Raw genomic sequence first — 12,847 nt, 5'->3', positions numbered from 1 at the left:
TGCCACGCGGTTCACCGGAGCCTGTGTCCCTGAGTCTTTCTCCGCACGCGGAACGCACCGATACTCTGCCCGGAAACTCCCCGCCGGCAACGTACCGGCTCCGAACAAGTTCAATGACTCCAACAGGCTTCTCGAAAATCCGCTTCGGTTTGCACACGCGCCTGAGCCTCGGTGTGGCAGCAGTGGTTCTGCTGACCACTTTCGCAATCGCCACCTTCGCCCTGCATCTGGTCAAGAGCAACATGCGCGCCTCGATCGCGACCGAGGAGGTCGCCCGCGTGGGTGCCATCGCGGATGCGATCGACCAGAAATTCGGCAGCCGCCGGATCCTGCTGCAAACCTTTGGCGGCAGCGTGGAAGCGCAGGACCTCCAGGGCGCCGCGCTGCAGGCCTTTCTAGAGAAGCATGGCTCGCTGCGCAAGGCTTTCGACAACGTTGCGTTCGTCGACATGGACGGCAACCTGGTCGCCAACCTGAACGGCGTGCAGGCGATCGGCAAGGTGAACGTGAAGGATCGCCCCTACTTCCAGCAGACGGTCGCTTCCAAGGCCGGCCTCGTGTCCGAGCCTTACCGCAACCGCCTCAACGGACTGGCGCAGGTGGCCATCACCGAGCCGGTGCTCGACAACGCGGGGCAGGTGAGGTTCGTGATCTCCGGCGCCATCAACCTGAAGGACCGGAACATCCTGGGCACGCTCGGCGACGTCAGGTTCGGCAAGACCGGCTACCTGTTCGTGACGACCGTGGACGGCATCGTGGTCGACCATCCGCAGACTTCGCGCATCCTGAACCAGGTCCAGGCGGATGGCCGCGGCAATGCCGAAATCCTGCGCGCGATGGCCGGTTTCCAGGGCTCGAGCGAGGGCATCAACGATGCCGGCGTGCCTGCCCTCTATGCCTTCGACCGCACCGAGCAGACCAACTGGATCGTCGGCGCCATGTATCCGCGCAGCGAGGCCTTCGCGAGCATCGACGCCATCGAGCGCGGTGCATTGTTCGGGGCGATGGCGCTCGCGCTGTTCGCGGGCGCACTGGCCCTGGGCGTGGCGCGCCGGCAGCTGAAGCCGCTGTCGGAGCTGCATCGGCACATGCAGTCCACGAAGGAGGCACCCGCAGCCGCCGCCGAGCCGCGCAGCAGTTACGCCCCCGACGAGATCGGCGACCTTTCGCGCACCTTCGACGAGCTGATGGCGCAGCGGCGTGCCATCGAGCTCAGCCTCGCGCGCAGCGAGGCGCAGGTGCGCACCATTGCCGACAACATCCCGGCGATGGTTTCGCATGTAGACGCATCGCTGCGCTACACCTTCGTCAACGCGCACGTGCGGGCCCTGCACAACAACTCAGCGCTGGTGGGGCGCCTGATGCCCGAGGTGCGCGGCGCCGCAGACTTTGCGCTCGTGGAGCCGCACTTCATGCGCGCGCTGGCCGGCGAGACGGTGATCCTCGAGAAGTCGGGCGACCCGGCCCTGGGCATCGGCAACCGCACTTTCAAGGCCCACTACATTCCCGACGTCGATGCCGACGGCGTGGTGTGCGGCGTGTTCTCGATGACCTTCGACATCACCGAAGAAGTGAACATCCGCCGGGCCCTGACCGAGCAGGAAAAGCTGCTGCGCGACGTGACCGACAGCATTCCGGCGCTGGTCGGCTATTTCGACCGCGAGCAGAACTGCCTGTTCGCCAACATCCGGGCGCGGCAGATGGCGGGCCTGAGCGAAGGTGCACCGCTGCAGGGCACGACCATGCGCTCTGCCCTCGGCAGGGCGGTGTACGCGCAGCACAAGCCCTACCTTCCCGTGCTGTTCTCCGGCAAGAAAGTGCGCTTTCCGGTACGTGCACCCATCCACGGCAGGGAGGGGTACTTCCAGGTCAACCTGATACCGGACAAGAACCTGCGCGGCGAGGTCGTGGGCTTCTACCTGATGTCCTTCAACATCACGGCGCTGAAAGAGGCGGAGCTGCGCCAGGCCGAGAGCGAACTGCGCCTGCGCGCCATCACCGACAACATGCCGGCGCTGATCACCTACATCGACCGCGAGGAGAAGATCACCTTCGCCAACGCCACCAGCCGCGAGTGGCTCGGGCTCGATCCGGTCCAGGTGCTGGGGCGCCACGTGCAGGAGGTGTCGGGCCGCGATGTGTACCTGTCGCGCCAGCCGATGCTCGCCCGGGCGCTGTCCGGCGAGCGTGTGGAGTTCGAGACCAGCACGCAGCGCGCGGGGTTCGACCGCGTCACGCAGGTGATCTACGTGCCCGACGTGCGCGCCGACGGGGCGACGCACGGCATCTTCTCGCTGGCGCTCGACATCACGGCGCTGAAGGTGGTGGAGCACAAGCTCATCGAGCTGGCGCGGCTCGACACGCTCACCGGCCTGCCCAACCGGCTGGCTTTCAACGAGTACCTGCCCGAAGCCGTGTTGCGCGGGCGGCTCACCGGCCATGCAATGGCGCTGATGTTCCTGGACATCGACCACTTCAAGGCCATCAACGACACCATGGGCCACGCGGTGGGCGATGCGGTGCTGGCCGAATACGCGCGGCGGCTGCTGGGTTGCGTGCGCGGCACCGACATGGTGGCCCGGCTGGCCGGCGACGAGTTCGTGCTGGTGCTCGAAGGCCTGAACGCGCCGGGCACTGCGGCCACGGTAGCGGCCAAGGTTGTGGAAAGCATCCGCACGCCGCCCTTCGTGGTGGACGGCCAGCGCATCGAGGTGACGACCAGCATCGGCATCGCGTATCACCGCGCAGCCGATTCCTCCGTTACCGCCGAAGAACTGCTGGCGCGGGCCGACGTCGCGCTCTACAACGCCAAGGCGGCGGGGCGCAACCGGTTCGAGTTCTTCATGCCGATGGAAGAGGCGCGCAGCGATTCGCCTACGCGGCAGCACTGATCATTCCGGCGGCCGCTCATGGCCGGCCCAGCACGTGGTTCTCGTGGCGGCCTTCGCCCAGTGCGAACCAGGTCGTGCCTTTTCTGGCGAACCCGTGCTTCTCGTAGAAGCGGCACGCCCGCTGGTTCTGGACGTTGACCGTCAGCCACAGCGCATCGTTGCCTGTCCGGTCGCGGACCGTGGCGCGAGCCTTGTCGAGTAGCGCGGAGCCCACGCCCGATCGGGTGAACGGCTCCTGCACGTAGAGCGTGCAGAGCTCGGTGCTGGCTGAGGGAACGAGGGCCTGCCGCGCACCGAAGCGCAGGCGCGCGTAGCCGACGAGATGGGCATCGGCCTCGGCGACGATCAAGGCGGTGTCTGCGTCGTTCGTCCACGCGATGAACGCGGCCGGCGTGAACTGGTCGAGCACGTAGCGCGCGAGCAGGTCGTTCACGCCCGCGGTCGCGTAGGTGGCGAGCCAGACCTGGATCGACAACGCCGCCAGCGCAGGAGCGTCGGCGGCGTTGGCGGGGCGGGTGATGAGGGGAGCGTTGCGCATGCGGGATTCTGCAATCCCCAATCCCTTCACTCCCTGGAAGAGGATCAGACCCGCGCCGAAGCGCAATCCCCCAGCGCATTGCGCGGTTCGCGCCGGTCGAGCGAGCGGCTCCACAGCGCGATGGCCAGCCCCACCAGCGTGAGCAGCGCCGCCACCCAACCCAGTGCGCGCAGCCCCGGGCCATGGTCGATCACCACACCGCCAACCCAGGCGCCGAGCGCGTTGCCAAGGTTGAAGGCTGCGATGTTCAGGCTCGACGCGAGGTTCTGGCCCGCGCCCGAGGCCTTCTCCAGCACCCGCAACTGCATGGGCGCCACCGTGGCGAACGAGGCCACGCCGAGCAGGCCGACGAAGACCACCGCGGTGAACGGCGTGCCGATGGTGAACTGCATCGCGCCGAGCACCACCGCCAGAGCCACCAGCGTGCCGAGCACGGCTGCCATCGGCGCACGGTCGGCCAGCTTGCCGCCGAGGATGTTGCCGACCGCAAGGCCGCCGCCGAACACCAGCAGGATCGGCGACACAGCCGACTCCGAAAGACCGGTGACCTGCGTGAGCAGCGGCTGGATGTAGGTGAACACCACGAACACGCCGGCAAAGCCGAGCACCGTCATCGCCAGGCCGAGCAGCACCTGCGGGCGCGCCAGCACAGCCAGTTCTTCGCGCAGCGGCGCAGGTTTTGCCTCGCCCTTGACGCGCGGCACGAACACCGCGAGCACCGTGAAGGCCAGCACGCCGATCAGCGTTACGGCCCAGAAGGCCGAGCGCCAGCCGAACTGCAGGCCCAGCCACGCGCCGGCCGGCACGCCGAGCAGCGTTGCGGCGGTCAGGCCGGTGAACATGATCGCGATGGCCGAGGCGCGGCGTTCGGGCGCCACCAGGCCGGTGGCCACCACCGAGCCGACGCCGAAGAAAGTGCCGTGCGCCAGCGAGGTGATGACGCGCGCGGCCATCAGCATTTCGTAGTTGGGCGCCACGGCACAGGCGAGGTTGCCGAGCGTGAAGATCGCCATGAGCGCCAGCAGCACGGTCTTGCGCGGCAGCTTGCGGGTGGCGATGGTGAGCACCGGCGCGCCGACCGCGACCCCGAGCGCATAGCCCGAGATCAGCAGGCCGGCGGCCGTGATGGAGACATGAAGATCCGTCGATACCTGCAGCAGCAGGCCCATGATGACGAACTCGGTGGTGCCTATACCGAAGGCACCGGCGGTGAGGGCGAGTAGAGCGATTGGCATGATGCCCTGTACTGTGCGGACGAAAGCCTTCGATGACTAGAATGCCGCCGGTACACATACTTGTGAGTTGAACTCACAGATTGGAAGAAGAGCCATGCCGCGCATCGACGTCAACCGCTCCGGCGAAATGGAGGCCTTCGTGCAGGTGGTCGAGTCAGGCGGCTTCTCGGCGGCCGCGCGTCTGCTGGGCATGACGCCCTCGGCTGTGAGCAAGCTGGTGGCGCGGCTCGAATTGCGCCTGGGCATCCAGCTGGTGCACCGCTCCACGCGCAAGCTGCAGCTCACGCCCGAAGGCACGGAGTTCTACGAACGCAGCCTGCGCGTGCTGGCCGACATGGACGAGGCCGAGCGTTGCGCCGCAGCCGGCGCGGCGCCACGTGGGCGGGTGAGCATCAACGCCAGCGTCTCGTTCGGCCACCACAAGCTGGTGCCTCTGGTGCCGCGCCTGCTCGAACTGCATCCGCAGATCACGCTCGACATTGCACTGACCGACCGGATCGTCGACCTGATGGACGAACGCGCCGACATCGCGATCCGCTGGGGCCAGCTGCCATCGTCCGACCTCGTGGCGCGGCGGCTGGGCGAAACCAGCCAGGCCATCGTCGCCGCGCCGGACTACCTTGCGAAGTACGGTACGCCGCGCACGCCGCAGGAACTGGAGGCGCACAACCGCCTTGGCTGGAGTTACCGGCGCAATTCGCCCGACTGGCCGCTGCGTGTGGACGGCCGCATGGTGTGGCTGCCCGTGGCCGGCCCGGTGCGCGCGGGCGATGGCGAAACGCTGCGGCAGTTGGCCATCGCGGGGGCGGGGGTGGCGCGGCTGTCGCTGTATCACATACAGCATGACATCGACGCTGGCCGGCTGGTGCCGCTGCTCGATGAATTCAACGCCGGTGAGATCGAGCCGATTCACGCGGTGTACATCGGCAAGGCCGGCACGCTGCCCGCGCGGGTGCGGGCGGTGCTCGACTTTCTGGTGGCTTGCTCGGGCGTGGGCGGCGGGCGCTACACGCTCAAGCGGACAGCGCCGATGCCGGGGAATTCCGCCGTCACCTGATCTCCGCGCCGGCAGGGCAGGATGCCGACCCACGAACCGGTGGTGACCACCGTGCCGGCGGGCACGGTCTGCCCGTGGCGCGTGAGGTGGCGCAGCCAGATCGGCAGCAGCCAGGTGGGGTCGGCCAGCGGATGCGTGCCTTCGCGCACCACCGTCTCAGCGTCGCCGATCTTCGCTTCGCAGTGCTGCGAGGCCCAGTCGATGGCGGCGTAGGGCTTCCACTCGCCGAGCACCAGCGCGCCGTGCACTTGCGAATCGGCCAGGCGGAGCAGGGCAGGTGTCAAGGCGAGGTCTTGCCAGCGCGTGTCGACTACCTCGACGGAGACGGTCATGGCATCGACGAGTGAGACGGCGCTTGCGTGATCGAGCTTCGCTGCCTGCGCGGGCGTGACGTCCTGGCCGAGACGCAAGGCGATTTCGGCCTCGATGCCGGGCGTGTTGAACACGAGGTCGCTGAAGTTCGCGGGGCTCTGGCGCACGCCGGAAGGCGGCAGCGGCGCATGCGTGAGCGTCGCGCTGCGGGAGCCGCCACCGGACTTCCACGCGCCCGGTACTGGGCGACCGTCGAACCAGCCGAGTGCAGCCGCGACGGCGTCTTGCACCTCATAGGCTTGCGTGTCGGTTTCGAGCGTGCCGAGCCAGGGCGTGGCGTCGAGGGTGCGATTGCCGCGGCGTGCGGCTACGAGTGCATCGGTGAGGGCGGTTTGGGATGGGGTCATTTTTCGGATCTTCTCAGCAAAACCTGGCTGGTGTCGGCGTCCTTTCGTGGAACACCGAGGAACCGGCTTTGCCGGGCCTCCGGTGTTGCCCCCGGAAGGGGGTTGGCGCAGCGACACGAAGTGCGCGAAGCCTGGGGGTGAGACTGGTTCTTCAGCTTTCGACGTGAACGTTGCCGTCCTTCACCACCTTCGCCCACTTCGCAATCTCGGTGCTGATGAACTGCCTGAACTTGTCCTGCGAACCACCGCCGTCTTCCGCGCCATAGGTGTCCATCCGCTCCTGCACATCAGGCATTGCCAGCACCGTATTCACGTCGCGATTCACCTTCTGCGCAATCGACGCCGGCAGCTTGCCCGGCCCGGCGAGCCCGTACCACGTGGTTGCCTCGAAGCCGGCAAAGCCTTGCTCCTGCATCGTTGGCACGCTGGGATGGCCCTTGGCGCGCTTGGTGCGCGTCTGCGCCACGGCGATGACGCGGCCGTTCTTCACGTGCGGCGTGGCGGCCGTCATGGTCTCGAAGCTGTACTGGATCTGCCCGCCCATGAGGTCGGCCAGCAGCGGGCCGCTGCCCTTGTAGGGCACGTGCAGCGCATCGACGCCGCCCTGCAACTTGAACATCTCCAGCGCCAGGTGCTGCGCCGAGCCCGCGCCGGCCGAGCCGAAGCTGATGGTGCCGGGAGCGGCCTTGCAGGCGGACACGATGTCTTTCACCGTGAGCGCCTTCTGGCCCGGGTTGGCGATCAGCAGGTTGGGCGTGACGCCCACCAGCACGATCGGCACGAAGTCGCGCTCCACGTTGTAGCGCAGCTTGGGCTGCAGGCTGGGCGCGAGCGCATGGCTGTTGATGTGGGCCATCAGCAGCGTGCTGCCGTCGCTCGGCTGCTGCGCCACGTAGTCGGCCGCGAGCACGCCGGCCACGCCGCCCTTGTTCTCGACGATGACCTGCTGGCCCCACATGATGGTGAGCTTCTGCGCGACCACGCGGGCCAGCGCATCGGTGCCGCCGCCCGGCGGAAAGCCGACCACGATGCGCACCGGCCCCGATGGCCATTCCTGCGCGAAGAGCCGGGGCACGCCCAGTGTGGCGGCCGCGGCGCCCGCGGCCTGGATCAACGAACGTCTCTGCATCTTCTTGGTCTCCGTCGTGGGTGGGAATGGTCCGATGCGCGCCGGGGCGGCCCCGCGTGCCTATGAGGCTTTTTGCAGCGCGGCCGGTGCCGTGTGGTTCGCGAAATGGTCCATCGCCGCATGCACGCCGCTGCCGGCCAGCTTGATGCCCGAGAGCTTCATGCCCATCTCGACGCCCGCGACCATCGCTACCAGCGTCAGGTCATTGCTGTCGCCCAGATGGCCCATGCGGAACATGCGGCCCTTGAGCTTGCCCAGGCCGGTGCCCAGCGAAAGATCGAAGCGCTGGTGGATCAGGCGGCGCAGCGCGTCGGCATCGATGCCCTCGGGCGTGATCACGCCGGTGAGCACGGGCGAATACACGGCCGGGTCTGCGCACTGGATCGGCAGGCCCCACGCATTGACCGCTGCACGCACGCCGGCGGCCCAGCGCTGGTGGCGCGCGAACACGTTGTCGAGCCCTTCGCCGAGCAGCATGTCCAGCGATTCCGAGAGGCCATAAAGCAGGTTGGTGTTGGGCGTATAGGGCCAATAGCCGTCCCTGTTCATCTCGACGATCTCGTCCCAGGCCCAGAAGGCGCGCGGCAGCTTCGCGCTCTTCGCGGCTTCGAGAGCACGCGGCGAGAGCGCGTTGAAGCTGATGCCCGGCGGCAGCATCAGGCCCTTCTGCGAGCCGCTGATGGTCACGTCCACGCCCCATTCGTCATGACGGAAATCGGCGCTGGCCAGGCCCGAGATGCTGTCGACCATCAGCAGGGCGGGGTGGCCCGCAGCGTCGATGGCCTTGCGCACCGAGGCGATGTCGGAGGTGACGCCGGTGGAAGTCTCGTTGTGCACCACGCACACGGCCTTGATCTTCTTTTCGGTGTCCTTGCGCAGGCGGGCTTCGATGAGTTCGGCCTGCACGCCGCGGCGCCAGCTGGGGGCGTTGGGCAATTGCGCATCGGTGCCCGACCACGAGAGGAACTCGGTCGAGAGGCCGAGGCGCGTGGCCATCTTCTGCCACAGCGAGGCGAAATGGCCGGTCTCGTACATGAGCACGTGGTCGCCGGGGCTGAGCGTGTTGGCGAGCGCGGCCTCCCAGGCGCCAGTGCCCGAGGCGGGGTAGATAGCGACCGGGTGCTTCGTCTTGAAGATCTGCTTGATGCCGCCGAGCACCTTCAGGCCCAGCGTGCCGAATTCGGGCCCGCGGTGGTCGATGGTGGGCAGGCTCATGGCCCGCAGGATGCGGTCGGGCACCGGGCTGGGGCCGGGAATCTGGAGGAAGTGGCGGCCGGTGGGATGGATGTCGAGTTGCAGCATGGACTGTCCTTTCGCATTCAGTTTTGCATTCAAAATGCTTTTTTGTTTGATGGTTTACCCTTATTCACTTGGGTTGTGAGCCTTCTTTTTTGCATTCAAAATGCAATCAAGAGGCAAAGCCATGACAGCCGACATCATCGAAATCTCCAGACTCTCCCTGCACGACCAGGTGGCCGCGCGCCTGCGCACCATGCTGGTCGAAGGGCTCATCGCACCTGGCGCCAAGCTCAACGAGCGCGAGCTGTGCCTGCAATTGCGCGTGTCGCGCACGCCGCTGCGCGAGGCCATCAAGCTGCTCGCGGCCGAAGGGCTGGTCGACCTGTTGCCCAACCGAGGCGCGGTGGCGGTGAAGCTCACCGAGGCCGACGTGCTCGACACCTTCGAGGTGCTGGCGATGCTCGAAGGCATGTCGGGCGAACTGGCCGCCAAGCGCATCACTGACGAAGAGCTGGCCGAAGTGCGCGCGCTGCACTACGAAATGCTGGCCTGCTTCTCGCGGCGCGATCTCTCGGGCTACTACCGCCTGAATGCACGCATCCACACCGCCATCAACGAGGCGGCCGCGAACCCGGTGCTGTCGAACACCTACCGCTCCATCAACGCCCGCGTGCAGTCGCTGCGCTTTCGCACCAACCAGAACGAGACGAAGTGGAAGCACGCCGTCGAAGAGCACGAACAGATGATCGATGCGCTGGCCAAACGCGACTCAGCGGCCATGCGCAAGGTGCTCGTGGCGCACGTGCTGCGCAAGCGCGACACCGTGCTGGAGCTGCTGCGCGCCGGCGAAATCTATCCCTCGGCCAAGTCGAGCTGAGCTTCTGACCTGCCAAAGAAAAACGACCCACCATGCGCATCGATCCCGCCAGCCACATGCAGCCAGCCGGAACCGTTCTTCCGCCTAACGACACCTGCGAACTGCTCGCGCGCCGCCTGCGCTCCGACACGCAGGGCGAAGTGCTGTTCGACGACGGTTCGCGCGGGCGCTACGCCACCGACGCGTCGATCTACCAGATCACGCCCGTCGGCGCCTTCGTGCCGACGAACGAGAGCGACATTGCCACCGCCATCGACATCGCCCGCGACCTGAAGGTGCCGGTGCTCGCGCGCGGAGGCGGCACCAGCCAGTGCGGGCAGACGACCGGCGCGGCGCTGGTGATCGACAACAGCAAGCACTTTCGCCGCGTGCTCGACGTGAACGTGGAAGAGGGCACGGCCACGGTCGAGCCCGGCCTCGTGCTCGACCACCTGAACGCACAGCTCAAGCCGCACGGCCTGTGGTATCCGGTGGATGTGTCGACCAGCGCGCAGGCCACGCTGGGTGGCATGGCGGGCAACAACTCCTGCGGCTCGCGCTCCATCGCCTACGGCAACATGGTGCACAATGTGCTGGGTGCGAGTGCATGGTTGTCGAGTGGCGAACTGGTGGAGTTCGGAACGGTCGGCACGATGGGCGTGCGCGCGGCCGGCATCGCGCAGTTCTTGCGCGGGCTGGCACGCCAGCACCGCGAGCAGATCGCCGAGCACTGGCCCAAGGTGATGCGTCGCGTGGCGGGCTACAACCTCGACATCTTCGACAACCAGAGCGAGCGGCCCTACACGGCAGACGGCAGCGTGAACCTCGCGCACCTGCTGATCGGCTCCGAAGGCACGCTGGCCTACACGAAGAACCTGAAGCTCAAGCTCGCGCCGCTGCCGCGCGCCAAGGTGCTGGGCATCGTCAACTTCCCCACCTTCCACGCGGCGATGGACGCGGCGCAGCACATCGTGAAGCTGGGGCCGACGGCGGTGGAGTTGGTCGACCGCACGATGATCGAGCTGAGCCTTGCCAACCCGGCCTTCAAGCCGACGGTCGAGACTGCGTTGATCGGCAAGCCGGCGGCCATCCTGCTGGTGGAGTTTTCCGGTTCGGACAAGGCCGCGTTGCTGCCGCAACTCAAGCAGCTCGTCGAGCTGATGGGCGACCTCGGCCTGCCCGGCAGCGTGGTCGAGATGCCCGACGACGCGCGGCAGAAGAACCTGTGGGAAGTGCGCAAGGCCGGCCTCAACATCATGATGAGCCTCAAGGGCGACGGCAAACCCGTGAGCTTCATCGAAGACTGCGCCGTGCCGCTCGAACACCTGGCCGAATACACCGACGCGCTGACCGAGGTGTTCGCCCGGCACGGCAGCCGTGGCACCTGGTACGCGCATGCCTCGGTCGGCACGCTGCATGTGCGGCCGATTCTCGACATGCGTGCGGACGGCGCCGCCAAGATGCGCTCCATTGCCGAAGAGGCGAGCGCGCTGGTGCGCAAGTACAAGGGTGCGTTCAGCGGCGAGCACGGCGACGGCCTGTGCCGCGGCGAGTGGATCGAATGGCAGTTCGGCCCGGCCATCAACGAGGCCTTCCGTGCCATCAAGCGCAAGCTCGACCCGATCGGCCTGTTCAACCCCGGCAAGATCATCGACCCACCGCGCATGGACGATGGCGCGCTGTTCCGTTTCGCGCCGCCGACCGCGCCCAAGCCCTACCGCCGCATCGAACTGAAGCCCGTGCTCGACTGGTCGGGCTGGAACGTCAACGCCGACCCGGTGACCGAGGTGACGACCGCGCCCGGCACCGGCGGCGACAGCACCGGCGGCCTCGCCAAGGCCGTGGAGATGTGCAACAACAACGGCCACTGCAGAAAGTTCGACGCCGGCACCATGTGCCCCAGCTATCGCGTGACCCGTGACGAGCAGCACCTGACGCGCGGCCGCGCCAATACGCTGCGACTGGCGCTCTCGGGCCAACTCGGCCCCGATGCCTTCACCAGCGAGGCCATGCACGACACCATGGACCTGTGCGTCGGCTGCAAGGGCTGCAAGCGCGATTGCCCCACGGGCGTGGACATGGCGAAGATGAAGGTCGAGTTTCTGGACCACTACAAGAAGCGCCACGGCCACACGCTGAAAGACAGGCTGGTAGCAAACCTGCCCGACTACGCGCACAAGGCCAGCCGCATGCCGTGGCTGCTGAATCTGCGCAACAGCGTGCCCGGCGCTGCATGGCTGGGAGAAAAGCTGCTGGGCTTCTCAGCCAAGCGCTCGCTGCCCGAATGGCGCAGCGACACCTTCTGGCGCGGCAAGGCCAACGAACCCGGCCTGTTCGTCGAACGCGACGTGGCGCTGTCGATTGCGCGGCGCGGTGGCAAGGCGGCGGTGCTGTTCGTCGACACCTTCAACGGCACCTTCGAGAGCGAGAACGCCTTTGCGGCAGCGCGCGTGCTGCAGGCTGCGGGCTATGTGCTGCACACGGTCGAGAAGCGCGGAGGGCATCATTGCTGCGGACGCACCTTCCTGGCGAGCGGCATGGTCGCACAGGCCAAGGAAAAGGCCGAGGCATTGGTCGATGCGCTCGTGCCGTTGGCGCGCGCCGGCGTGCCCATCGTCGGGCTGGAGCCATCGTGCCTGCTCACGCTGCGCGACGAAACGCTGGTGATGGGTTTCGGCGAAAAGGCCGAGATGGTGGCGAAGCACGCGTTGCTGTTCGAGGAGTTCATTGCGCGCGAGATCAAGCTGGGCCGCTTCGAGCTGGCACTGAAGCCGGCCGAGGCGCCTATCCTGCTGCACGGACACTGCCACCAGAAAGCCTTCGGCGCGGTGAGCCCGGTGATGGAGGTGCTGAAGCTCATTCCCGGCGCACAGCCCGAACTCATCGAAAGCTCGTGCTGCGGCATGGCCGGCAGCTTCGGCTACGAGGCCAGCCATTTCGAGGTGTCGATGAAGATGGCCGAAGCCAGCCTGCTGCCGGCCATCCGCGCGAAGCCCGGCGCCATCGTGGTGGCCGACGGCACCAGCTGCCGCCATCAGATCGAGGACGGCGCGCAGCGCGAAGCGGTGCATGTGGCGGTGCTGCTGGAGCGGCATCTGCTGCACGCCGACCCAATGCCTGACGCGGGTTGACCGGGCGGCGCGGGCAGGGCGGCGGCGCCTGCCGCAAAATGGCCAGCCGCCC

At 67.3% G+C, this 12,847-nt stretch carries 9 protein-coding genes; 4 read left to right on the top strand and 5 right to left on the bottom strand.

Annotated elements, in window-relative coordinates:
- Positions 1-113: 113 nt before the first annotated feature.
- Positions 114-2,891, top strand: a complete 2,778-nt coding sequence (locus ACZYSP_RS02930; protein ID WP_093056864.1) for a sensor domain-containing diguanylate cyclase — start codon at positions 114-116, stop codon at positions 2,889-2,891.
- 16 nt (positions 2,892-2,907) lie between these two features.
- Here ACZYSP_RS02930 and ACZYSP_RS02925 read toward each other — a convergent pair whose 3' ends face one another.
- Together ACZYSP_RS02925 and ACZYSP_RS02920 are read right to left on the bottom strand one after the other, a co-directional pair.
- Positions 2,908-3,429 (bottom strand): GNAT family N-acetyltransferase, encoded by a 522-nt coding sequence (locus ACZYSP_RS02925; protein ID WP_256216632.1) that lies wholly within the window; start codon positions 3,427-3,429, stop codon positions 2,908-2,910.
- Positions 3,430-3,473: 44 nt separating this feature from the next.
- The gene (locus ACZYSP_RS02920) at positions 3,474-4,664 is read right to left on the bottom strand and encodes an MFS transporter (RefSeq protein ID WP_093056863.1); all 1,191 of its coding nucleotides are present in this window, start codon (positions 4,662-4,664) and stop codon (positions 3,474-3,476) included.
- A 94-nt stretch (positions 4,665-4,758) separates the two neighbouring features.
- On the opposite strand from ACZYSP_RS02920, the gene ACZYSP_RS02915 reads away from it, so the two are divergent.
- Positions 4,759-5,721, top strand: a complete 963-nt coding sequence (locus tag ACZYSP_RS02915) for a LysR family transcriptional regulator (RefSeq protein ID WP_093056862.1) — start codon at positions 4,759-4,761, stop codon at positions 5,719-5,721.
- Here the strand turns inward: ACZYSP_RS02915 and ACZYSP_RS02910 are convergent.
- The 3 genes from ACZYSP_RS02910 to ACZYSP_RS02900 all read right to left on the bottom strand — a co-directional run bounded on the left by ACZYSP_RS02910 (position 5,670) and on the right by ACZYSP_RS02900 (position 8,871).
- Positions 5,670-6,440 carry a fumarylacetoacetate hydrolase family protein gene (locus ACZYSP_RS02910; RefSeq protein ID WP_093074069.1) on the bottom strand — a complete coding sequence of 257 codons (771 nt, stop codon included), beginning with the start codon at positions 6,438-6,440 and terminating at the stop codon, positions 5,670-5,672. The two genes, ACZYSP_RS02915 and ACZYSP_RS02910, sit on opposite strands and share 52 nt — an antisense overlap.
- Before the next feature lie 151 nt (positions 6,441-6,591).
- Complete coding sequence (locus ACZYSP_RS02905) at positions 6,592-7,569, bottom strand: Bug family tripartite tricarboxylate transporter substrate binding protein (RefSeq protein WP_093074071.1); 978 nt, start codon at positions 7,567-7,569, stop codon at positions 6,592-6,594.
- A gap of 60 nt (positions 7,570-7,629) precedes the next feature.
- A complete protein-coding gene (locus ACZYSP_RS02900; RefSeq protein WP_354336239.1) occupies positions 7,630-8,871 on the bottom strand; it encodes a pyridoxal-phosphate-dependent aminotransferase family protein in 1,242 nt (413 codons plus the stop codon).
- Positions 8,872-8,992: 121 nt separating this feature from the next.
- On the opposite strand from ACZYSP_RS02900, the gene ACZYSP_RS02895 reads away from it, so the two are divergent.
- Complete coding sequence (locus ACZYSP_RS02895; RefSeq protein ID WP_093056858.1) at positions 8,993-9,685, top strand: GntR family transcriptional regulator; 693 nt, start codon at positions 8,993-8,995, stop codon at positions 9,683-9,685.
- Between the two features lie 32 nt (positions 9,686-9,717).
- Entirely contained in the window at positions 9,718-12,795 is a 3,078-nt protein-coding gene (locus tag ACZYSP_RS02890; RefSeq protein ID WP_093074075.1) for an FAD-binding and (Fe-S)-binding domain-containing protein, read from the top strand.
- Positions 12,796-12,847: the final 52 nt, after the last annotated feature.

The sequence above is a fragment of the Variovorax sp. F042 genome, from assembly GCF_057814215.1.
Note: the sequence above shows the minus strand (reverse complement) of the source record. Positions and strands in the feature narration are given on the sequence as shown.